Source organism: Burkholderiaceae bacterium DAT-1, from assembly GCA_019084025.1.
GTDB lineage: Bacteria > Pseudomonadota > Gammaproteobacteria > Burkholderiales > Chitinimonadaceae > DAT-1.
In genome coordinates this window covers 423,205-445,170 of the sequence record JAHRBI010000004.1, presented here as the reverse complement: position 1 = coordinate 445,170, position 21,966 = coordinate 423,205, and the positions used below count along the sequence as shown (strand labels likewise).

Below are 21,966 nucleotides of genomic sequence, written 5' to 3'. Positions count from 1 at the left end.
CAGGATCAGGAATGCAAGAATCGGTTCATTAAAGATCACATGCACGCGGATGCCGTGCGTTGCCTCTTACGCTTATATGCACGGCGCGATCCATCTCGCGGCCTTGTTCATCCTGCAAACGCACTGTCCAGCGCCCCGGCTGGGGCGACCAGACTTCGCCGGGATGCAATTTATTTCGACAAGGAGCATCCCCTTTTCGTTCCAGCAGCCAGTGCATGCCGGTCATCTCGCCGTCAGCCTGAAGCAGAATGCCTTCGCTGGCGGCCGGGATATCCGGATCCAATGCAATTACCAACCCATCTGCCGGATAACGAATGCGCGGCCGGGCAGACACAAGCATCTCGGTACCGCCCGCATCCGCGCGAACAATCCGGCTCAATTCAGTCCCGCGAATAAACCACTCCTGATGGGATGCTTCTTCGCCACCCGGATAATCGACCTTTCTACTCACCAATCCTGCCGGTGCAACTGGTCGGACATCGTGCATCGTTTCACTGTGCAGCGCATGAACCATATCGTGCCAGACGGGCGCAGCACCATGCATACCCGATACATTCCACATCGGCTCGCCCGAAAAATTACCCACCCATACACCGATGGTGTAGCGCGAAGTAAAGCCAATGCACCAGTTGTCTCTCATATCCTTGCTGGTGCCTGTTTTCACTGCAGACCAGACGCGCGTGGCCAGCGTGTTTTCCAGATCGAATGTAGGGGCACGGGCACCGCGATCGGACAGCATATCCGCCACAATAAAGCTGCTCTCCCGTGAAAAGGCCTGCGCCGGCTTAATGCGGGTGGTCGGTGTCGTATTGGAAGCTGTGGTGAACAGAATGGGTGCAAGCGATGAAGCAGTGCCACCATTGGCCAGCGCGCGATAGGCATTCGTCAGATCCAGTAGGCGGACATCGGCATCACCCAGCGCCAGCCCGAAGCCGTAGTGATCTGCCGGAAAATCGAGCGTGGTGAAGCCAAGCACCTTGAGGCGGGCATAAAACGAGTCGACGCCTGTCAGCAGAATAGTGCGGACCGCCGGAATGTTCAGGCTGGATGCCAGTGCGGTACGCGCGCTCACCCAGCCTTTGAACTGGCGATCATAGTTCTGCGGAATATATGCGCCGTTGGCGGCTGTCAGTGCCAGGGATGAATCATGCAGCAACGAGGCTGCCGTCAGCTTCCGTTTTTCCAGCGCCAGCGCGTACAGAAAAGGCTTGAGCGTCGAACCTGCCTGACGGGCAGCCAGCACACCATCGACATCAGCAGCGGCAGAGCTATCGGCATTCGACCCGATCCAGACCAGCACCTCACCCGTCCGGTTATCGAGTACCAGCACCGCGCCATCTTGTACATTCTGATGACGCAAGGCGCGCAAATGCGCTTTCAGGCTCTCCTCGGCAACGCCTTGCAGGCGTGCATCCAGCGTCGTACGGATTTCAGGCATGCCACCCGGCACGCGCGGCGCGGGTGCGGGTCGCTCGCCCCATCCGGCCATGACCTGACGTGCAATATGCGGTGCCTGATTGAGCTGGAATCGTGGCATGGCAGAATCACCACCCAGCCCCAGCTTGACCGTAGCCTTGATTTGCCAGCACTCGGGCCGAAGCACTGCACCGAGTGAATCCTCAGGTATCGCAGCCGCGATGGCACACGCACGATCCGCTACCGTCTCCGCCGATGCCTGTGGCTGACGTATCAGCGCTGCCAGTATAACGGCCTCTGTCCAGTTAAGACCGGCAGGCGCTTTGCCAAACAGGGTCTGGCTGGCAGCGCGTATCCCCACTGTTTCACCGCGCAGAGGCAGCAAATTGAGATACGCTTCCAGTATCTCGCGCTTGGCCCACTGTTTTTCGATGTCACGTGCCGCCAGCGCCTGATCCCACTTTTGCCCCCAGGTGCGCCGGACACCTTTGCCGGGCTGTAGCGCCGGATCGAGCAAACCTGCAAGTTGCATGGTAAGCGTCGATGCGCCGCGTACAGCCTGGTTGTTCCCGCGCAGATTCGACCAAGCAGCCTTCATCATGGCCGCCCAATCGACCCCATCATGTGACCAGAATCGGCTGTCTTCTGCAGTGATGAGTGCGGTTTGCAGTGCGGGCGAAACCTCGTCCAGGGTAAGCCATGCCAACCGCCGCACCTGCATATCGTGGCGCACGGTCTGCAAGGGCATGCCGTTGCGATCAGTGATCACCCAGTCACTGGGCAGATAGGCAGCCCGCACTTGTGCGACTCCCGGCACGTTTGCGTGAGCCGGATAGGCGAACGAAACGGTCAGAGCGAGCAGCGATACTTGCCAGCCACGCTTACTGAACCACATGCCAATCCCCGTTGGGTAGCTCGGCAAAATTCTCCGGTGCGTACATGGCCTCGATGCGGGTAGGCGGCAGCTTGAAATCCCCTGCATTGTTCAGACGCATCACGTAGCTCACGTGGGCTTGACTGCCAAAGTAGCCAAAGTAGGCACGATAGGCATCAAATGCCCGCTCTTCGTAACTCGCCCAACTCGCTACACCCTTTGCTTTTTCCTGAGTGATCTGGCTTTCACCGCCCAGTCCCCCCCCCAGGATCACCGCGCCCGCAGGCACCGGATCATTGACCACAACCGATGTCCACGAGCCGGGTGCCGACACCTCGATGTCTACACGTACCAGATCACCGCGCGTCCATTGTCCCGGCCGCTTCTGTTCAACTACGGTAAGCGTCTTTTTGCCAGTAAAACCGGCAAATAATGGTTTGGCGAGCAGACGGGCCGAGCGCGTCCGGATGGTGGCCCAGGGGGCGCCACTGCCCTGATGCGCCAGCGTGACGTTGCCTGCGCCACCGGCCGGCCAGGCAAAGCTGAAGGACTTACCCGGATCATTGACGGATTTCGTATCGACAGACGCCGTCCCCCAATCCTGTGTCTGGGCGGGCGTTGCGCTGCCGCTCAGAATAATCTGCGTGGTGCCGCGAACAGGTTCCTTTTCAAATGTACGCGCAAATTTGTTCAGCATCAGGCCGCCCCACACATTGGCGGGCGTCGTACTCCAGTGGCCTTCATGCTGACGCGCCACCACACCACGCACCAGCTTCGGCATATCGCGTGCCCAAGCCGGACGATCCATCATCAGATTGATCGCGCGTGCTGCATTGGCATCGGGTGAACTCATCACCCACCACCAGTAATCAGCCGCTTCATTGGCGAATTGTGTGGTGGTACCGGAAGTAATCAGGCGGGCACGCAGGATGTTTTCCGCTTCTGCCCAGCGCTTGTCCCTGCCCGGCATGGCGGGTGAGTACTTAATGATGCCGAGCCAGTCAATCAGCGCATGCATGGGCCAGTGAGCCGGATCAACTGCTACGGTTGCCAGACGGGCAGGTGTCGCCTCGCCATGGCGCGCCAGTGCCTCAAGTGCTGCCAGTCGTCGCATGGGTAGATCATTCCCGCGCGGCCAGTGCACTTCAGGATTTTCAGTGACAGTGCCTTCGATGTAGCCCGCGAGACCTGCCAACATCTGCATACGCTCGGCATCCGGAATCACATAGCCGGATTCATGTGCAATAGACAGTAGATAGGCCGTTAATGCCACCGAGGGCCGGTTGGTTTTGCCCGGATTCGGGTAGTAGGACACCAGCCCCGAGCGATCGAGATAGGTCGGTAGCCGCTTCATGGTGTCGTCCCACCGTGCGCGACTTGAAGTTGCAATGGACTTGGATACCCGTTGCTCGAGACAGCTATAGGCATAGTTTTCCATATACTCGCGCACCGTATCGCTACTGACACCCAGGCGTGATTTCAGGAACACTTCCACGCTGCCCCTGCCCGGCACTGCATCGGCGGTCAGCTTGACCGGCACCGTGACATTGCCTTTTACCTGCTCCAGCGTCGCGCCATATGTCTGTACCTTGTAGGATGGCATCACGGTCTGGATCGTTTTCAGGGCATCCTGATCGCCTCGGGTGCCAGCGGCACTGACGACCCATTCGATGGCATTCACCCCGGCCGGAACAGTGATATTCCAGGCCAGCTCGCGACCGGCACCAGCATCCAGCTCTATGGTTTGCGGCGTCATCCCTGACACTGGCGTCCGCTTGCCTGAGGCAATGAGGGTGGCAGTCGCCGTCAGGGTCAGGCGGTCTTTGCCGCCAGACATATTGCGGACGGTAAAGCCAGCGCGGAACTGATCCGCATCGCGCACCACCTGTGGCAACCCCGAAAAAATCTGTACATCCTTGGTCGTACGGATACGCGCCCACCCCGTACCAAACAGGGCCGGGCCTTCGGTGGCCACAGCAACAATACGAATGCTGGTCAGCGCATCGTTGAGCGGAAAATTCACAGTGGCTTCGCCATTCTGGTCCAGCGTCACGCGGGCATTCCATTTGATCAGCGTATCGAAGAGTTCGCGCGTCGCCTGTTTGCCACCACCGCCACCAGCGGGCAGCGCCTTCAAGCCAAAGTGGCGTTTACCGATGACCAGTGCCTGCGCAGTAGCCGTTTCTACGCCATAGCCGCGCCGGAGCATCATCCGGGGCAGGATTTGCCAGGAGTCGTTTCGGGCCAGCTCCAGCAGCGCCTCATCGACGGCAGCCAGTACAAATTCACCATGACTCGCTGGCTGACCATCGGGCCGGCGCACCTGAATCCGTGCGCTCACCTGCTCCCGCGTTTTGTATACATTTCGCTCGGGCTTCACATTCACCTGAAGCGTATAAGCGCTATGCCCCACGTCGATTGACCCGATCCCCAAACGGTAAGCTGGCTTGCCCAGATCCACCATTGCCGTGGGCTGCACATCCCCCACGCGCCCCCGCACCAGCAGTGCAGACACATACACGTTCGGCCCGTAAACGGCTTTGACGGGTACTTTGATCGTGGGATTATCACTGCTGATCCGGGTGACGAAATGATCAATCACCCCTTCCCGCTCCACACTTACCAGCGCGGTTGCATCGCGGAATGGCGAGCGCACCTGAAACACCGCTGTGTCGCCGGGTTCGTACGCTTTCTTTTCCGGTACGACTTCGATGCGATCCGAATCACCCTGCTCAAACCACACCGCATTGCCGCTCACCCAAATCGAGGTATTGGCATAGCTGACGCGAGACTGCGGATCACGTGCCCGCATCTCGACGATAATTTCGCCACTTTGCTGATCTTCAATGTCTTTAGGGGCAGCAAAGCTGCACTCAGCCTGCCCATTACTGCCCGTACGCCCCTTACAGACTTCACCCATGTCCGCGACAACAACCTGCTGATCGTAGCTATAGAAGCCGCCGACCAGCCGCTTGCGGTGCACGATATAGCGGCGCTGCCAGGCATGAACGGAATAGTCAGCCGCCACAGGCTTCAGCGATGTATCCAGCGAGGCCAGCTTCACACGCACCGGTCCACTTACCTGCGCCCACGCATCGGCACTCACGCCTGCCACCACCGACGCGGGAAACCACAGCGTCGTCCCACCCGCAGCATGAATCTCGCCGGATGGATCACTGAACTCCATTTCCGAATAGACCTGCGCGGGGACTGGCCGCTGCGGAATCTTGCGGATTATCACGCGACGGCTGCCGCTTTTATCTAGTGCCAGATCGCGCTGATCATCGAACACTTTGGTGTCTTCGAATGACGGGTTCCATTCGCCCTTTTGAATCTGCGGGCTGGTGAGTGGCTGGCTACCGAAGGCAAATGCTTCGAAACCCGCCGCCTGAATGAAATAGGGCCTGATTTCACTGCGCACCCGTACTTTTTCACCGGAGGCCGCGCCACCTGCGATATAGCTCAGGCGCAAATCCACATTGGCGTCCGGCCCTGCGATAACCGGTGCAGCTGCAGTGAGTTCACCTTTCAGGACAGGCAGGCGGAACTCTCCAACCCGGAAGCTCCCCCCCGCCAGAAACTGGCCCTGCCAGGCAAAATTCATGTCTTCGCCTGTATACATCCGGTGCGAACGGTTATTCGAAGATAAGAAAGCCACCCAGTAGCGACCCAGTTTGGCACCTGGCGGGATAGTCCATTCCGTATCGGCACTGCCATTTTTCCAGGTGAGCGGAAATTCGAATGACTGATCATCGCCTTCAAACTGAATGGCTACCCGATTGGGCAGCGATGCAGCACTGGCATCCTCCAGTCCGCGAATGGAATGACGGCGTGCGTAGTGGCGCATGTGTACTGTTTCGCCTACGCGGAACAGCGGCCGGTCAAACACGGTGTGGGTGATGACATCGGGAAGCATGCCGCGCCAGGGCAATTCAAAACGCCAGGTCTCGATCCCTTGCTGCCATGAAGACATCACAAAGCTGATGTCTTCCACGCCATCCACTTTGCTGCGCGCCGATACAAAATAGCCATCATAGCGATGCTCGCATTTGGGCTGTTTTGGCAGGCTGCGCGGAATGAGCAGTGTCCCATCCTTGCCTGTGACGCCGGATTCCAGCAATGTCCCGGCGCAATTGCGAATGGCAATCTGCGCACCTGCCACGGGTGCAGCTGAATCAAGCGTGGTTACCCACACCAGCTGATTTTCAGCTGACAGTTTAAGATGCACGGACAGATTGGTATTCAGCGCACGCGTCTGCACAAACATCGGCGCCTGACTCGCGATCAGATGCTGACCGAGCAGACGGGACTCGGCCTCTACCACGTAATAGCCGGGATCGTTCAGCGGGATGCCGACCACCTCCATCGGCCGATCGCCATTAGGCTTGGGCAAAAGCAAAGTACGTGCACGCGATTCCTTGACGAGCAGACTGCCTTCGCGTTCATCCCGCACCTTATCGTCGATCGCGGGAGTGAGGAATTGTGGCTGGCGGTACATCCACTCCATGATCTCTTCGTCGCGGGTCAGACGCAATATGCGCACCTTGGCGCTGGTACCGGGCCGACTACCGTCGGCAGTGGGCAGGCTGCTTTCCCCCAAGGGATCGAGATTACGTAAAGTGGCAGGCAGCATCCCGCCGCCCTTGCGCTCAATGATCCCGAAATCGGCTGCAAATTTGAGCAGCGGTGGATAGTCATCGGTTTTGAGAGTGACCCTGGCCAGTCGCTCGATATTGTTCAGCGGCCGCCCCTCCTCGTCACGAATCTGCGCTGGAAGCTTTAGGCTCAGCGTTGCCTTTGGCGGAAACGGGCCGGCAAACTGCAAGGACGTGTGATCCGAATACTCATATTCCGAATCATTTGGTTTTGCCTCCCACTTGCGGCCATCCGGGCCGATCAGCATGATGCGTTTCACATCATCTGCATTGACGCTGGCGGTGAAATTCAGGGTGATCGGCGCGACGGGCGTGCAATCTGCGCGGGCATTTTCTCGCTCGCAATGTACCGTCACTCCAAACGGCATCTTGACGAAATATTCTGCTCTGACTGGCTGGCTGGTAACGAGACCAGCTGTCGACTTCACCCCGGGGTCAATCACCACGCTCATGCGTGTCCCCTCAGGCAGCGCCCGTTTGCAGCGCAACGTGGCAATCTGCTTGGCCTCTGCAGTCTTGTCCAGTGCACTCAGAATTTCCGTGCGATCCTTGCCGGAAATAGCTTCCATGGGAACACGCTCGCCCACGCCCTCCAGTGCACACCAGGCATGGCTGGCCACACTCGGCAAATCGAGAGGCGTTGTACTGCTGATCAGAAAAGCAGCGGCGCTATCGAGCTCTTCCCATTCGTTACCGGCGGGGGAGATGCGCAGCTCGATGCCCGTATTGAAACTCACTGCCGTGAGCTTGGGCGTTTTGCCATCCAGCGCCCGGAATGCCGCTGACGGCGTAAATGTACACTTCACACCGGATTGTAGATTGGGGGCGAAATCGACAACCCAGGTCAGCTGATCCGCCCAATGCCCATGCCCCTGGCTGGCGCCGGAGCAAGTCCAGGTATAGGGAGCGGGGGCATCCGGCACCCCGAGTGGCACAACTGCTTCATCAAATCGCGCGCTGGCCTGAGCGACATGGCCGACATCACCAGCGGGAGAAAAACGCTCCAGTTGCGCCGCATGTGGCGCAGATGCGATGGCGAGCAAACACAAGTACGACATGCTCTGTCGCTGCAATGTGCCTACTTGCGCAGACAGCCAGAAAAAATTGCGCAGCCTGACGAAGCAATTCATGGCGATTCCTCTTCCCAATCTATCTTTATCTATCCGATCTATCGCGTCAGATCATAGACCATATCCCTTCCTGCCAGATGCGTGTTCCCTCAAAAAATCATCCCTGCGCGGACGCCGCCTCTGATTTATATCATTCACAAAGTCCCCCGGTAGGCGTCATAATTCGCGGCATCCTAGCTAACCGGCCCGAACTCGCCCGGGCCACACCTACACATGAACACACATACACCAGAACAAGACCCCCGTGCCCGCAAGGGTGAAGCCGTCGCAAAGGTCATTGTCGGCCTCGTTGTCACCGCCGGTGTTGCACTGTCTGGCTGGGCGGAGTTTCTGGAATGGCGACATGATCGCTGGCAAGCTGCATTCATGACGCACTATGGCGCGGTCATGAAAGAGAAGCGGATCGACATGGTGCTGCGCTGGCCTAACGCGATGGATGTGTATGAACGCTTTCCTGAAGACCACCTTTTTCCCGGCACACCGGCCACGCGCGGGCAGTCGACTCAGCGTGTAGCCCGGGTATCCGAACCGGGCAGCGAAGAGGCGATGATCCGGAGCGCATGGCAGTCAGCCGAAAAAGACGCCTGGGCGCAATCGCTCGATGCAGTGCCCTTATCCTGGCCGCTGACTATGGATAAACGCGAGCCCTATATCAAATCCGCCGAACACCGGGCAAATTAATCCTGCCGTGTTGGCAAGTCCCCACACTCAGGGGGCTTGCCTTTCCCGCCTTGACTGTGCAATCGCACCGCACAATGCTACATTGCCGCATGATCTTTTCCGCTGATCATGCCAGACGCTCCAGCTGCCATTACTTCACGCAGCCCATGGCCAGGCCAGCCACTACCCTTGGCAACCCGCCTTGCTGCACCGCATGATCCAGCATTCCCTCAATTGTCATGCCCATACGCATCAGGAGATTGCCATGGCTGGACTGCTCCCTCATGTAGACCCGGATGGTCTGCTGGAATATTCGGTGGTATATACCGACCGCGCGCTGAATCATATGTCCGCCTCTTTCCAAGGCGTCATGAAGGATATTTCCGCGCTACTGAAACAGGTATATGGCGCACAGGCTGCGATTGTGGTGCCGGGCAGCGGCACCTATGGCATGGAGGCGGTTGCGCGTCAGTTCGCCACTGGCAAAAAATGCCTGGTGATCCGCAATGGCTGGTTTAGCTTCCGCTGGACACAGATCTTCGAAATGGGAAACATTCCCTCCGAAGCTCATGTATTGAAGGCTCGTCGCAGCGAGGCTAGTGCTCAGGCGCCCTTTGCGCCCGTACCTTTGGCCGAAGCGCAAGCCGCCATTCGCGACATGCGGCCCGATCTGGTCTTTGCGCCACACGTAGAAACCGCGTCGGGCATGATGCTGCCGGACGATTACATCAAGGGTCTGGCCGATGCAGTACATGAGCACGGTGGCATGCTGATGCTTGACTGCATTGCCTCTGGCGCGATGTGGGTCAATATGCAGCAAACGGGCGTCGACGTTCTGATCAGTGCGCCGCAAAAAGGCTGGAGTGCCTCGCCCTGTGCCGGGTTGGTGATGCTGAACGATCGTGCCTTGGCCGCCATCGAACACACCCAGAGCACCAGCTTCGCCTGCGACCTGAAAAAATGGCTGCAAATCATGCAGACGTATGAGAACGGCGGATTCGCCTATCACGCCACCATGCCGACCGATGCGCTGAAGCAGCTTCGCGATGCCATTCAGGAAGCCCAGAAGGTAGGCTTTGATACGCTTAAAGCGCAGCAAGCCGAACTGGGTGCCCGGGTGCGCGCCCTGCTCGTCGCCAAAGGATTCCCGAGTGTAGCCGCAGCGGGATTTCAGGCGCCCGGCGTGGTCGTCAGCTACACCCGTGATGCGGGCATGCAGTCTGGCAAAAAATTCACCGAACTGGGTTTGCAAATTGCAGCTGGTGTCCCCCTGCAATGCGATGAAGGCAGCGATTTCCAGACTTTCCGGCTTGGATTGTTCGGGCTCGATAAGCTGGCAGACATCGATCGCACGATCAATACGTTTGAAAAAACGCTCAATTCAATCGCCTGATTACATGCTGCTGTACAGCTTTCTACTTGCGTGGCTCGGGTGGTTTGCGCTCATTGCGCTGAATCTCCATCCGAGCACACTCGCGTTTCTCCCGCTTTGGCTCATGGCTGGCGCCTTATTGGCTTTAACGCCGCTCGGTCGACATGTAGTCATCTCACGATGGACGAAACGGCTGATGTATTCGGGCATGTGCTGCGTATTTATCGCAGCAAGTGTGTTCTATCTGGCGACAAAGCAGGGCGGCAACAGTATTGGCGCGGGGATGCTGGCCTTTATCTTCATGATGCCGGGCATTGCAATCATGATTGCTGGCCTTTGTCTGCCGTTTGCGAATATGCTGAAGGCTCGGCTGATGCGTGCCAATCAACGGGAGAATCTTTGTGCGTCCACTGATGAATCTTGACGAGGCTGTATTTGATTTTGAGGATGATAACGGGCTATTCGCAGGAAAAAGTGCCACGATCAGCGACCTGATTGGTGCGCGCAAGCTTGGCTACAACCTGACCGAAGTCCCACCGGGGAAAAGTCAGTGCCCCTTTCACAGTCATCACGCCGAAGAGGAAATGTTCCTGATTCTTGAAGGCACTGGTGAATTGCGGTTTGGTCATGAGCGTTATCCGCTGCGCAAACACGACGTCATCGCCTGCCCCACCGGCGGCGCCGAGGTCGCACACCAGATCATCAATACCGGCAATACGCCATTGCGTTACCTATCCTTATCGACCGTCGCCGAGGTCGAAGCATGCGAATATCCGGACTCTAATAAGGTCGCTACCATTGCGGGCCCGCGCGGCAATCGCTCTTTGCGTAAGGTCTTTCACGCGGATGCCGCCGTTCCCTATTTTTCGCGTGAATCGGATGCTAGGGATATGAATGCAGAGTAAGGCGCCTTCAGTGCTTATCAGTGCCTGCCTCCTGGGTGATGCAGTTCGCTATGACGGACGCAGCAAAGGGGTCGATCATCCAGCCATCACCATGTGGATCAATACACACTGCCTCGTCAAAATTTGCCCCGAGGTGAGCGGTGGCTTACCCGTTCCCAGATTACCGGCAGAAATCATCAGCGGTGGTGATCCTGAATCCGTTCGATCAGGGCGCATCGTCCTGCACAGCGCGGCAGGTCAACATGTCAGCGAACCGTTCCTTCGAGGCGCGCAAGCCGCTTTGAAGTTAGCGAAAGCCCATGGGGTTTGTCTTGCGGTACTGAAAGAGGGCAGTCCATCCTGCGGGAGCGGCTATGTCTATAACGGACAGTTTGATGGCGGCCAAGTGAGCGGTCAGGGCATTAGCACCACGGTGCTTCGAGATGCTGGTATACCCGTTTTTAGCGAGCATGCACTGGATGAAGCATTGGTCCACTGGCAGCGCATCGCATCTCACACGTTGTAATCACAACCGGTATCATCCGCGATTCACTTGCATTTTTGTGCCTCACCCTCATGTAGTAGCAATCAGTTTGAAGACATTGAACGAAAATGAACGGAGAAATCATACATTCACCTGATGGACAATTCGGCTTCCGGATTTTTGACGGGCAGGATTGCGTGCAGGTCATCGGGTATCAGGACGAAGCTGCGGCACGGCAGATGATGGTGGAGCAACTGACGCTTCGAATGCTCATGGAGGAGGATATGTGCCGTGCCTAGCGTAATTGCGGTCGATTGCAATGGATGCTCCGGTCACAAGGATGGCGCCGCAACGCTAGTCTAGCCAGCGTATGCCATCAAGGTCACCCTGACTTTCGCACTGAAATTGCTCACATTCGGCATGCAGCCAGTCGATCAGTGTTTGAACCGAAAGGTTGTTGGGCCGCATTTCACGGCGTACTAGGTAATGGTGAAATTGGCCGCGCATGCCTACATCAAACACACGCTGTAGTTTGCCGCTGCGGATGCTGGCGTGAACCATGCTGTGCCTGCCCAGTGCCACCCCCATGCCCTGTTCGGCAGCCAACACGGCCAGTGCACTATCATCAAACATGGTCAGCGCCAAGGTCGGGCTGGCGGATAGCCTCATTGCAGAAAATAAGGCGCTCCAACTGACGCCGAAGTCATATGCTACCTCCACCCCGATCAAAGGCATCTTGCACAAGTCCTCGATTTTCCGCTCGGGAAAACGCGCCAGAAAAGAGGGGGAAGCCACCGGGTAATAGCACTCATGCATCAAGGGTTCTGCATGCAGATTCGGCCATGTACCCTTTCCATAGCGCACACTCACGTCCACGCCCTGTTCACCGAAACCGGCCAATGCAGTCGTAGCTTCAATCCGCAAATGACAGTTCGGATGAATCTGCTGGAATGCGGGCAAACGCGGTACCAGAAAGTGAGAGGCAAAAGTTGGAAGGACCGATAACCGGACAACGCCGGGTTGATCACGATAATGCTGGTCGATCCGGTCCAGCGCATCCGTAAGTGTATTTAAGGCACGGGTTGTGGCTGAATACAATTCTCTTCCAGCTGCTGTCAGACGCATCGCCTCCTGACGGTCAAACAGGCTCACTCCAAGTTGATCTTCCAGGGTGCGCACGCGATGGCTCACTGCGCCATGGGTTAGATGCAGCGCCTCGGCTGCCTGACGAAAATTTTGCAACCGCGCTGCCGCTTCGAACACCCTCAAATCATTCAAGCCCGGCATACGGCGCATCAGCTTTCCTTCAAGCATTCGTTTTCAGTGTGTTTACAAGTCTGTCTAGGTCAACGATCTTCACCCCGGCACGCTGCCAGTATAGCTGGCAGCCTCAGCTGGACGCAGCGCCATTTCTTCACCAGAGTGGTGAATTACCTCTGCAGCGCGATATCTCACCACCATGGTGAAGAACCTTGAATTGCTACTTCCTGCAGGGACCAATACAGTCGCCTCCTCAGTAAAAACTGACCTGACCCATTACTGGTCGGGATGCCCCAGGAGACAGAACATGCTTAATCGATTTTCACCCTCATTCAGCGCACTTGCATTGAGTGCGGCATTCTTTATGTCAGCGGCGTCGTCAGCTCAGACCGATATAGTGCCATCAGTCAGCCAGTCCAGCGGTGTCGCACAGGCTCGCCCGAATGATGTCCGCAGCATCGATGGCCTGATGCGTGCCTACTACGAAGTGGTTTCCGGTCCAGCGGGACAAGCGCGCGATGTAGCGCGCGATCGTTCCTTGCATCACCCCGACGCTCAGCTGATGGTGCCCGATCGCGATGCAGATGGGCGTGCCGTAATACGGCGCATGTCTGTTCCGGAATTTCACGTCTGGAGTGCCCCCGTCTATGCACCCGGTTTTTATGAATTTGAAACACGACGGGAAGTACGCCGCTACGGCAGCATGTATCACGTTTTCAGCTATTACGACACACGTCGCACACCGGATGGCCCCAGCATCGGACGAGGCATCAATAGCATTCAACTTTACTTTGACGGTAGCCGCTTCTGGATTTTGAGCGAAACCTGGGAATCGGAAAGCGCATCCCTGCCCTTACCGCAGCAGGTGCCCTTGGTCGACTAAGGAGTTGAGCGATACTTATCCCAACCCCATTCAAGCGTGCACGATCGCCGCTTTGATGAAAGAAGGACGCCTATTGCGTCCTTCTTTCATCACGCATACACACTCACCCACCCGACTCTTCCCGATACTTCTCCAGAATCGACATCTGCGGTGACTGTACATCCTCGGGTGTCCACAAGCCATCATGGATGCCCTTGGCCACCAGCATGGTGACCGCCGCTTCAATGGCTTCTTTCACACACAGCTGTGCCGGCTCGTTGCGGGTGTAGCCGGTTTCCATCTGTAGCAACCTGTTATACGCCACATAACGGAACACGCCGGCATTGAACTGGCTCGACCAGATCTTTTTGGATGAAATTACATTCGCCAGCACTACGCCATCGCGCACGTTCACCGCTCGAAGCGTCACTGTCACCTGATCGGCACGATAGATATCCGATAGCTTGTACCCCATGAAATCGATGCCATGACCGCCGGTACTCACATCGCTTTCATAGCTGGTGACTGCACCTTCAATCACGATCGGCGCAGGCGTGAGTTGCGGCAGCGGACTCGTCTTTTCCTTTTCAGGATCGACTGCACGCCAGATTTTCCGTTCGGTGAGCAGATTTTGCAGGTTCTCCCGCTCTACCGGCATAAACCAGCCCGAGTCTGACAGCGCTTTCACCAACCAGGCTGTTGCACCTTGTGTCACCGCAGTCGAGTACACACTTTCCGGTGCAGGCTTGAACTGGCCTGTCTGATCGCGGAAGGCATACACCGAGACAAAGACCTTCCCCTTGGCTTTGGGCAGGGCGCGCAAGTCGCGTTCGGACTCGGTCATTTTCAAAGGGACGGCTTTATCGTTTGGCAGCTCGATCCGGTTTGAAGCGCAACCTGCCAGCAGGGTGGCAATAAACGTGAGGCTCAGCCACTTCTTGAGGGTCACGCCATAGGGGTGATGCATATTTTTTCCTGTCACTGCATGTACGGTCGGGCGAATCATGGATTGGAACTGATCTGGAAGGTGGTGCTCTGACCCGTGGTTTTGTCTGTGGTGGTCACTTGCAGCACGCCGCTGGCAAGCGCCACGATCTGGATAATGAAACTCTCGGTTTCAAAGACGCCGGGAATCAGATTGCCTTTGTTATCCACCAGCTTGGACGTCACCGATGAGGCCAGGCGGCCCAGAATCGCCTGTTGCAGAATCTGGTTGAACTGATCAAGCTGGGTATCCTGCTGCCCCGTTGAAACAGGCGCTTTATGCCGGTTATTGGCTTGCGCTTCCGACATCAGCATGGTGCCGTTCATGGGATTGCCGCCGAAATTCGGGTTCACCGGCGTATACACCAGCGGACTGGCGACCGCGGCAATCGAGACTGCCATCAGCGAACCACACTTTATCCATCGAAATACATTCATGTCCTTCTCCTGTCTGCACGCAGGCGCCATCACCAGCCGCGCGCATCTCCCTGATCATCGAGTGGCAATGGCTTTGCCACTTCATCTATGTAGCCCTGCCCCAGCAGTACCGAAATGCGGGTGATCGCAGCCTCTACCGCAGCCTGTGCCGGTGCTGGCCGGCCTGGCTGAAGCGGCACAATCACCACTGCCTTGCCATCCATTTCAATGATGGCGCGGGTACCGCCGCGCATCTGTGGCTGCTCGAAGATGCTGACATTGACGTTACCGGTCAGCACGGCCAACTCATTCCAGCGGACAGAGAATTCTTTGTAAAAAGCCGAGCCTGCCGCGCTGAAGGTACGATCAATCAGCATCCCGCCCACTTCGGCAGGGGGCAATTCATCTGCACTGTATGCAGGCAAATATGCACAGCCCGTTATACACAGCAGCCATGCCATGCAGCGGACATACAGGCGACGTTTGCTCATCGCACAATCCGGAACTGGCCACCATTACCGGTCTGAGTCACTACAATCTTCTGATTGTCGGCATTCTGCGTAATGCTGGCAGTATTGCGATTGCCGATCTGTGTCAGCGAAGCGCTCTGCCCCACGCCATTCTGGCGAATATCGGCTTGATTGAAGTCGCCCTTTTGCTGGATTGTTGCGACGGTATCGGGATGCGGATTCAGCAAGGAAGCGGCATCCTGGTGCACACTTTGGGCATGCCCCTGAACGGCGTGCGAAGGATGTGACAACTGCGGTCGTACGGCAACCGCACCTGAAGCAGACGCCCAGGTTTCACCTGCGCCGAGATCGGCGGCGTGCAGCAGGGTAGCACCTAAATAAAATGCAAATAGACCATACAAACGCAGCTTATCCATAGATCGCAGAGACTTAATAAATTAGAACATGCTTAATCAATGAAACAATTACACAGCTCAGCGTTACTGTGGTATTGCTTGATCGATCGTACCCATTATTCCATCAATCCAGACAAACACATATTCAGCACTTGATCTTCGTTGCACATGCAAGACAAGCCAGACGCCTTCCGATGGCTAGCATCTGGCTTCTTCCATTAAACCAGATTACTGGTTAATGTTCAGGTAGTTACCGTAACCACCCTGATTCACAGTCAGTTGCTTGCCAGAACCGTAGTAGCTGTTGTTCTGGGTCACATACAGCTGGTTGCTGTAGCCATTCTGTGTCAGGTTCAGGTTATTGCCATTGCCATACTGACTGGCACTCAGGGTATTTCCCTGCTCGCTTTGAGTAATATAGGCATAGTTATTTGTGCCAAATTGACCCAGAGACACATTGTTCAGCGAATCATACTGATTCACATACGCATTGTTACCGGAGCCGCTTTGCGAGACGGAAACAGAATTGGCGTAGCCATACTGATTCACATTTGCATTGTTGTACGATCCGTCCTGACTAATCGATGCATTCAGGAACGAACCGGATTGATTGATGGAAGCAGATTGTGCGTAGCCGTAATTCTGAGTAATGGAAGCATAGCTATCGTTACCTTGCTGAGTCACGCTGCCCGCACTGTTTGCCGAGTAATACTGACTGACGCTGGTGGCCAGGTTATAACCGGACTGATACAGCGAAGCACTGGAATTAGCCGATTCTGTCTGGCTGGCATTCGCCTGATTGTTGGTGCCATCCTGACTCACATTAACAGAGCTTGCACTCCAGTTATACTGCGACACCTGCTGAACATTTGTCCGATTACCCGAACCATTTTGCTGGATGTATGTGCTGTCGTTGCTACCATAGCCGTAATAGTTGGTCGGTTGCGACACCGAAAGCTGATTGCTGGAGCCATTTTGGTAAACAGTCAGCGAGGGATCAGCAAAAGCCACTACGGATGATACACATGAAATAGCAACTGCAAGGAACTTCAGTTTCATCATTTCTCCTTCGATAAATAATCAGGCAAAACGCCCTCTGTACAGCCATGCTAAATCGATGAAATGTTTAAATAGATAAACAACCATATAAACATGCATGCCGAAATTGATTTACAAGACTAAAGCATGTCCCTCGCCGTCATCAACGACGACCTATCCATCGTTATATTCTTATTTTCAGAATCATTCGTACCTGGCGATATTATTTAATTTCAAATATGCATAAGACGCAGTCAATGCGAAATGACCGTGCGCACGCCCAAGCGGGGCGTCAGCATTGGAATTGACGGGTAAAAAAAGGTAAAGGGCTTACGAAGATTTCTCGAGGAAAACCGATAGAATGGCTAATTTTTACAAAATTGAACAAAATGAAATGTAGTCATCATTATCTATATATCGAATGCTGATATGTGCATAAAAGTTGCACGAAACATACATTTCCAGCGGTAACGGTAAACTGCAACACAGATTTTTTCATCAATTGCGCTGAATCACAGTTATCCGATTTCCCTGACCAGACTGCTGCAGAATGATCAATCCGCCTTTACCTGATTGCGAAAGCTGCATCACGTTGTCTATCCCGAGCTCTGCGGCATGCACGGTCAGGCCGGATCCATCCTGAACCAGTCTGGCCATCAGATTTGTGCCCGATTGATTCAGGAGCAATTCATTTGCAATACCTGACTGCACAATATCCACTCGCAGCTGCACGCCCGATTGCATGACAATCCCGTCCTGCATTTGGCCGTGTTGCACAACGAGCGCCGCCACATCTGCCGAGTCACGTTGTGTCACACTGGCTTTCAGGCCAGACCCGTCCTGCTGCACTGAAATAGACGACTGCTGGAGGTGACTTTGCAGCATCGCGGCTTGATTCCCCAGTCCTGACTGATTCAGCGCGATGCGTGCAGACAGGCTTTGCACCTGAGTGAAGGTCACTTCATTTGACTGCCCCAACTGAGTACTCAGGATGGAGCTCTCACGGGCTTCATGCTGATCCACCACTGCCACCTGCCCTGTTCCGGTTTGCTGCAGACTCAGGGCAGCACCAGACTCCGCTGCACGAGCAAGCAGAATCGACATGAGTAAACACGAAACAAAGACACCCTTCATGCCGCGCATGGCCGATTTCCCCTTTACCCTGACTTTCTGATTAGGCGGATTCGCCATGAAGGGCAATTCATCCGGACAAAGGGTCACCCTTTTGCCTGTTGTGTTTGCGCATGCAATCGCAACCCATTGTCATAATCGACTGTAATCGTAAATTGCATTGAAAGAATGTATGAGATCATCCGGCCTCGTTTGGTATGCCATCGGGTGGGAAAGTACATGCGCGAAGGATCATTCCTGTTTGGTGACTGGCAGGTTGAACCGGGGTCATCCACGCTGACTCGCGGCGATATTCACGCTCAAATCGAACCGCGCGCCATGGATGTACTGGTGGCGCTCTGCCAGGAAGCCGGCGAAGTGGTGAGTGCCGAGACGCTGTTGCGACGTTGCTGGGGCAATGCCGTGGTTGGCGAGAACCAGCTGCACAAGGCGATTACCCAGTTACGTACAGTACTGGGCGATCGTGCATCCGCACCGCAATACATCGAAACCATTCGCAAACGCGGATATCGCACCGTTGCCGCCGTTCGCTTTCCTTCGGGTCAAATGACTCAGGTTGCAGCAAGCAGCTGGCAAGCGGGCTCTCCCTTTTGCGGCCTTGCTGCATTTGACGCGGCGCATGCGGATGTTTTTTTTGGTCGCGACCAGGCCATTCAGTCAGTATGCGCATCACTTGAGGCGACTTCGGCTGCAGGCTATGCGCAGGTCGTGCTGCTAGGTGCCAGCGGAAGTGGCAAGTCCTCACTCATTCAAGCGGGTGTTTTGCCTGCCCTGACAAGACCGCAGGCATTCTGTCGTGTTCTGCAGTCCGTCTCGCTCGCACTGGGCGACCTTGGCGGATTGCCATTGCCGGTGGCACTGGGTAGTACCTTGCTCGATCTGGAAATCGACGGAAAACCCGTATTCGATGGCTATACCGCAGATCTCCTGAGCCGGGACCTCGCCGATGCACCTGCAACAGTCTTGCCGCATATCAGGCGGGCGCTGTCGGGGGACGCACGCAACCGGTTCGCGCTATTCATCGACCAGCTGGAGGCATTGTTCGCACACGACGCTATACCGGCCGAGGATGAGGCACGCTTTCTTGCCTGCATCGACGCGCTTGCCGCCTCCGGCCACGTTCTGGTGATCCATGCCTGCCGCAATGATTTCTATCCCGAACTGACTGCACGGGCGCAGCTTATGCGAGGCAAGTCGCAGGGTGGACATGTCGACTTGCTGCCGCCGACCCATGCCGATGTCGCACTCATGATTCGCCAGCCTGCGCGGGCTGCCGGATTACATTTCGGCATGGATGATGCCAGTCACGCACGGCTGGATGACCTGCTGTGCAATGATGCGGCCAGCGGGGGCGATACCCTGCCGCTGCTGCAATATGTGCTGCACGAGCTCTATCTCCGGCGCAGCCCTGACCATGCACTGACCGTTGCAGCCTATCTCGAGCTGGGCGGGATGGAAGGCGCGCTCGGGCATCGGGCAGAAGCGGTTTTGCAGGCACTCCCCGAAGTAGCCCAGTCCGCCCTGCCCCGCGTGTTATCGCTGCTGGTTGCGCTCAAACATCCCGATGCTCCCGCCAGCAGCCACCGGGTACGCTGGGATACCCTGATCAGCGAGGCCGAACGCCAACTGGTACAAGCCCTTGTGGAAGCCCGATTACTGGTCAGCACAGGGGATAGGGAAACCGCCGTGTTCGGTGTGGTGCATGAAGCCCTGCTACGAAAGTGGCCACGCGTGGTTGACTGGATTACCCAGCACCGCCAGGCACTCGCGCTGCGTACGCGCCTGCATGAACATGCCCGGCACTGGGAGGCCGCAGGTCGGCCGAGCGATCAGCTGATCCAGCGCAGTCAGGCGCTGAGGGAGGCACAAACACTGCTAGCCGAGGATCATCTGCCGATTGGCGACGCGACCCGCGCACTTATTCAGGCATCACTCAAGCGTAAGCAACGCCTGCAGCGCGTGCGAACAACCTTTATGAGCGGATTCTTCATGCTCGGCAGCGTCGCCATCATTCTGGGCTGGCAAGCACATCGCGCCGAAGGTCAGGCGCTTGAACGCCGTCGTGAAGCAGAGGAACTGATGGGATACATGCTGGGCGATCTGGTCGATCAGTTGCGCCCACTAGGCAGACTGGATCTGCTCAAAGGGGTAGGAGACAAGGCACTCAACCAGCTCTCCTTGCAAAGCCCTGAGTCCCTGAATTCAGCCTCGCGCAATCACCGCGCACGCGCCCTGCTCACCATTGCCGAAGTTGCGCGCTCTCAAGGCCAGACAGAGGCGGCAGCGCGCGCATTGGCGCAGGCACAGTCGCTGCTGAACTACAGCCTGCAACAGGATGGCGAACAGGCTGCGTTACTGAAGGATCTGGGCGCCATTGCCTTCTGGCAGGGTCAGGCGGAGGCCGATAAAGGCCGGGACGCCAATGCCCACCAGCACTATCAGCGCTATTTGCAGTTTGCACAACGCATGCAGCGTCTCGATCCCGAGAGTCCCGATGCTTGGATTGAAACATCCTATGCGCATGGCGCGCTGGCTACCACCGCGCTCAATCTGCGCAAGTTTGATGAAGCATCCAGCCGCATTCAGGAAGCCATTCGTTTAAAGCTCATGGCAATCGCCCGTCGTCCGAATGATCGCGTACTACGTGCGGATTATGCGAATGATTTGTCGTGGCGGGGGTCATTGTCGGAGCAGACAGGGCATCTCCAGAATGCGCTCGATGACTTCGAACAGGAGGCAAGGCAGCTCTCCGAATTGCTACAGTCGCAATCAAGCGACACCGATTATGTTTGGCGCCTTGCCTCATCACAGATTCGTCAGGCCAAATTGCTATATGCGATGGGTAATTTGGCATCTGCACAGCAGATCACACTCGCTGCCAATCGCCATGCGCATGATCTACTCGCTCAAGATCCAGCCAATACATTGTGGTTCTCACTAGCGCAATTTAGTCAATCGCTCAGTGCCATCTTGCAGGCCAGCGAAAATCCCGCAGCTGCACGGACACAACTTGAATCGGTTATCAGGTCAATTGAGCGAAATCCTGCCGCGCAATCGGATATCGACTTATTCTGGCTGCGAATAGATAACTATCTCGAAATGGCGCACATTTCATACCTACACCTTGGCACCATCGACAATCGCTCGCTGATAGCAGCCCGGCAGTTGCTGGCAAGCAAAGTATCAGCAGCGCATCCACGTCAGCAAGCGCTGGCTCAAGCACGATTGTTACTGGCTGACACTGTACGAAGTGATGCACGCACACGAGAATCCGCATGTTCGAAAGCGATTCAATTAATGGAGCCATTCCATCGACAGTATATCGGTCATGTGATGACTGCAATATGGGTCGAAGCACATGCATGTGCTGGCCGTCTTCAAGCTGTTCGTACCGACATTCAACGGCTGGATGCAATGGGCTATCGTCAGACTGATTTTCAAGCACTACTTTCACACCAACATGGGAAACAGTTATGAGCAACAATTTCGTTGTCATTGTCACAATTACCGCATCCGACTCCACCTCGCCCGTCTACAGCTGGAGCTACTCAGGCAATGGCATTGGTGCTGATGGACTGGTCAAGCTAAGTGGCGCTGGCGAAGTCACCTATCAGCTCGATGCAGCATCACAAGCTGCAGGCTTTACATTGGTCTATGCCAATATGGTGGCCGGCCCACACGGCAACATTACATCTGAAGTTTCCAATGTGTCGATTGACGTTGCAAACGGCTCTGTCACGATCACTGATCTCTGCACGGACGATCGTACATTTGGGTTCACACTGGTCGCAAAATACGCACATTCAGCTACACCCAACGCGCCGATTGAAAGCGATCCCCCTGTCATCAACCGTCCGCGCCCACCGCAATAATTCCTTAAAGGTCGGATGACTTTCTTCCAGCCCGTACGCCCCCCGCCACACAGCCTTGTGGC

Annotated in this window: 18 protein-coding genes; 9 read left to right on the top strand and 9 right to left on the bottom strand. The window is 56.1% G+C overall.

Annotation, left to right across the window (positions count from 1 at the left end):
• Positions 1–28 precede the first annotated feature (28 nt).
• Together pbpC and KSF73_10735 are read right to left on the bottom strand one after the other, a co-directional pair.
• Positions 29–2,311 (bottom strand): penicillin-binding protein 1C, encoded by a 2,283-nt coding sequence (pbpC, locus tag KSF73_10740; GenBank protein MBV1776188.1) that lies wholly within the window; start codon positions 2,309–2,311, stop codon positions 29–31.
• The gene (locus tag KSF73_10735; protein MBV1776187.1) at positions 2,298–8,075 is read right to left on the bottom strand and encodes an alpha-2-macroglobulin; all 5,778 of its coding nucleotides are present in this window, start codon (positions 8,073–8,075) and stop codon (positions 2,298–2,300) included. The genes pbpC and KSF73_10735 overlap by 14 nt, the downstream gene beginning before the upstream one ends.
• 213 nt (positions 8,076–8,288) lie before the next feature.
• Between KSF73_10735 and KSF73_10730 the strand changes: the two genes are divergently transcribed.
• The 6 genes from KSF73_10730 to KSF73_10705 all read left to right on the top strand — a co-directional run bounded on the left by KSF73_10730 (position 8,289) and on the right by KSF73_10705 (position 11,774).
• Positions 8,289–8,756 carry a hypothetical protein gene (locus KSF73_10730; GenBank protein ID MBV1776186.1) on the top strand — a complete coding sequence of 156 codons (468 nt, stop codon included), beginning with the start codon at positions 8,289–8,291 and terminating at the stop codon, positions 8,754–8,756.
• Between the two features lie 244 nt (positions 8,757–9,000).
• On the top strand, positions 9,001–10,128 hold the full coding sequence (locus KSF73_10725; GenBank protein ID MBV1776185.1) for an aminotransferase class V-fold PLP-dependent enzyme: 1,128 nt from the start codon (positions 9,001–9,003) through the stop codon (positions 10,126–10,128).
• A gap of 103 nt (positions 10,129–10,231) precedes the next feature.
• Positions 10,232–10,531 carry a hypothetical protein gene (locus KSF73_10720; GenBank protein MBV1776184.1) on the top strand — a complete coding sequence of 100 codons (300 nt, stop codon included), beginning with the start codon at positions 10,232–10,234 and terminating at the stop codon, positions 10,529–10,531.
• A complete protein-coding gene (locus KSF73_10715; protein ID MBV1776183.1) occupies positions 10,521–11,012 on the top strand; it encodes a cupin domain-containing protein in 492 nt (163 codons plus the stop codon). The genes KSF73_10720 and KSF73_10715 overlap by 11 nt, the downstream gene beginning before the upstream one ends.
• Positions 11,002–11,517, top strand: coding sequence for a DUF523 domain-containing protein (locus KSF73_10710; GenBank protein ID MBV1776182.1), 516 nt, complete (start codon positions 11,002–11,004; stop codon positions 11,515–11,517). The genes KSF73_10715 and KSF73_10710 overlap by 11 nt, the downstream gene beginning before the upstream one ends.
• A gap of 86 nt (positions 11,518–11,603) precedes the next feature.
• Positions 11,604–11,774 (top strand): hypothetical protein, encoded by a 171-nt coding sequence (locus KSF73_10705; GenBank protein MBV1776181.1) that lies wholly within the window; start codon positions 11,604–11,606, stop codon positions 11,772–11,774.
• A 55-nt stretch (positions 11,775–11,829) separates the two neighbouring features.
• On the opposite strand, the gene KSF73_10700 is transcribed toward KSF73_10705, so the two are convergent.
• Positions 11,830–12,771, bottom strand: coding sequence for a LysR family transcriptional regulator (locus KSF73_10700; GenBank protein ID MBV1776180.1), 942 nt, complete (start codon positions 12,769–12,771; stop codon positions 11,830–11,832).
• 271 nt (positions 12,772–13,042) lie between these two features.
• On the opposite strand from KSF73_10700, the gene KSF73_10695 reads away from it, so the two are divergent.
• Positions 13,043–13,618, top strand: coding sequence for a hypothetical protein (locus KSF73_10695; protein ID MBV1776179.1), 576 nt, complete (start codon positions 13,043–13,045; stop codon positions 13,616–13,618).
• 103 nt (positions 13,619–13,721) lie between these two features.
• On the opposite strand, the gene KSF73_10690 is transcribed toward KSF73_10695, so the two are convergent.
• The 6 genes from KSF73_10690 to KSF73_10665 form a co-directional block, all read right to left on the bottom strand.
• Complete coding sequence (locus tag KSF73_10690) at positions 13,722–14,564, bottom strand: curli production assembly/transport protein CsgG (protein MBV1776178.1); 843 nt, start codon at positions 14,562–14,564, stop codon at positions 13,722–13,724.
• Positions 14,565–14,599: 35 nt separating this feature from the next.
• Entirely contained in the window at positions 14,600–15,019 is a 420-nt protein-coding gene (locus tag KSF73_10685; protein MBV1776177.1) for a curli assembly protein CsgF, read from the bottom strand.
• A 29-nt stretch (positions 15,020–15,048) separates the two neighbouring features.
• On the bottom strand, positions 15,049–15,489 hold the full coding sequence (locus tag KSF73_10680) for a curli production assembly/transport protein CsgE (GenBank protein MBV1776176.1): 441 nt from the start codon (positions 15,487–15,489) through the stop codon (positions 15,049–15,051).
• A complete protein-coding gene (locus KSF73_10675) occupies positions 15,486–15,884 on the bottom strand; it encodes a hypothetical protein (protein ID MBV1776175.1) in 399 nt (132 codons plus the stop codon). The genes KSF73_10680 and KSF73_10675 overlap by 4 nt, the downstream gene beginning before the upstream one ends.
• 207 nt (positions 15,885–16,091) lie before the next feature.
• Entirely contained in the window at positions 16,092–16,922 is an 831-nt protein-coding gene (locus tag KSF73_10670) for a hypothetical protein (protein MBV1776174.1), read from the bottom strand.
• 477 nt (positions 16,923–17,399) lie between these two features.
• Complete coding sequence (locus KSF73_10665; protein MBV1776173.1) at positions 17,400–18,092, bottom strand: hypothetical protein; 693 nt, start codon at positions 18,090–18,092, stop codon at positions 17,400–17,402.
• A 159-nt stretch (positions 18,093–18,251) separates the two neighbouring features.
• Here KSF73_10665 and KSF73_10660 point away from each other — a divergent pair, with 159 nt between their 5' ends.
• Both KSF73_10660 and KSF73_10655 read left to right on the top strand, forming a co-directional pair.
• The gene (locus KSF73_10660) at positions 18,252–21,509 is read left to right on the top strand and encodes a winged helix-turn-helix domain-containing protein (protein ID MBV1776172.1); all 3,258 of its coding nucleotides are present in this window, start codon (positions 18,252–18,254) and stop codon (positions 21,507–21,509) included.
• Positions 21,506–21,904: a DP-EP family protein gene (locus tag KSF73_10655; protein ID MBV1776171.1), complete on the top strand. Its 399-nt coding sequence runs from the start codon at positions 21,506–21,508 to the stop codon at positions 21,902–21,904. Before KSF73_10660 ends, KSF73_10655 begins: the two co-directional genes overlap by 4 nt.
• The last annotated feature ends 62 nt before the right edge of the window (positions 21,905–21,966 follow it).

Excerpts from the sequence above, each read along its gene's own strand:
- KSF73_10700 (MBV1776180.1), bottom strand. The coding sequence starts at position 12,771 with ATGCGCCGTATGCCGGGCTTGAATGATTTGAGGGTGTTCGAAGCGGCA.
- KSF73_10735 (MBV1776187.1), bottom strand. The coding sequence starts at position 8,075 with ATGAATTGCTTCGTCAGGCTGCGCAATTTTTTCTGGCTGTCTGCGCAA.
- KSF73_10725 (MBV1776185.1), top strand. The coding sequence starts at position 9,001 with ATGGCTGGACTGCTCCCTCATGTAGACCCGGATGGTCTGCTGGAATAT.
- KSF73_10675 (MBV1776175.1), bottom strand. The coding sequence starts at position 15,884 with ATGGATAAGCTGCGTTTGTATGGTCTATTTGCATTTTATTTAGGTGCT.
- KSF73_10690 (MBV1776178.1), bottom strand. The coding sequence starts at position 14,564 with ATGCATCACCCCTATGGCGTGACCCTCAAGAAGTGGCTGAGCCTCACG.
- KSF73_10730 (MBV1776186.1), top strand. The coding sequence starts at position 8,289 with ATGAACACACATACACCAGAACAAGACCCCCGTGCCCGCAAGGGTGAA.
- KSF73_10720 (MBV1776184.1), top strand. The coding sequence starts at position 10,232 with ATGGCTGGCGCCTTATTGGCTTTAACGCCGCTCGGTCGACATGTAGTC.
- KSF73_10705 (MBV1776181.1), top strand. The coding sequence starts at position 11,604 with ATGAACGGAGAAATCATACATTCACCTGATGGACAATTCGGCTTCCGG.
- KSF73_10655 (MBV1776171.1), top strand. The coding sequence starts at position 21,506 with ATGAGCAACAATTTCGTTGTCATTGTCACAATTACCGCATCCGACTCC.
- pbpC (MBV1776188.1), bottom strand. The coding sequence starts at position 2,311 with ATGTGGTTCAGTAAGCGTGGCTGGCAAGTATCGCTGCTCGCTCTGACC.
- KSF73_10660 (MBV1776172.1), top strand. The coding sequence starts at position 18,252 with ATGCGCGAAGGATCATTCCTGTTTGGTGACTGGCAGGTTGAACCGGGG.
- KSF73_10680 (MBV1776176.1), bottom strand. The coding sequence starts at position 15,489 with ATGAGCAAACGTCGCCTGTATGTCCGCTGCATGGCATGGCTGCTGTGT.
- KSF73_10670 (MBV1776174.1), bottom strand. The coding sequence starts at position 16,922 with ATGAAACTGAAGTTCCTTGCAGTTGCTATTTCATGTGTATCATCCGTA.
- KSF73_10715 (MBV1776183.1), top strand. The coding sequence starts at position 10,521 with ATGAATCTTGACGAGGCTGTATTTGATTTTGAGGATGATAACGGGCTA.
- KSF73_10695 (MBV1776179.1), top strand. The coding sequence starts at position 13,043 with ATGCTTAATCGATTTTCACCCTCATTCAGCGCACTTGCATTGAGTGCG.
- KSF73_10685 (MBV1776177.1), bottom strand. The coding sequence starts at position 15,019 with ATGAATGTATTTCGATGGATAAAGTGTGGTTCGCTGATGGCAGTCTCG.
- KSF73_10665 (MBV1776173.1), bottom strand. The coding sequence starts at position 18,092 with ATGGCGAATCCGCCTAATCAGAAAGTCAGGGTAAAGGGGAAATCGGCC.
- KSF73_10710 (MBV1776182.1), top strand. The coding sequence starts at position 11,002 with ATGCAGAGTAAGGCGCCTTCAGTGCTTATCAGTGCCTGCCTCCTGGGT.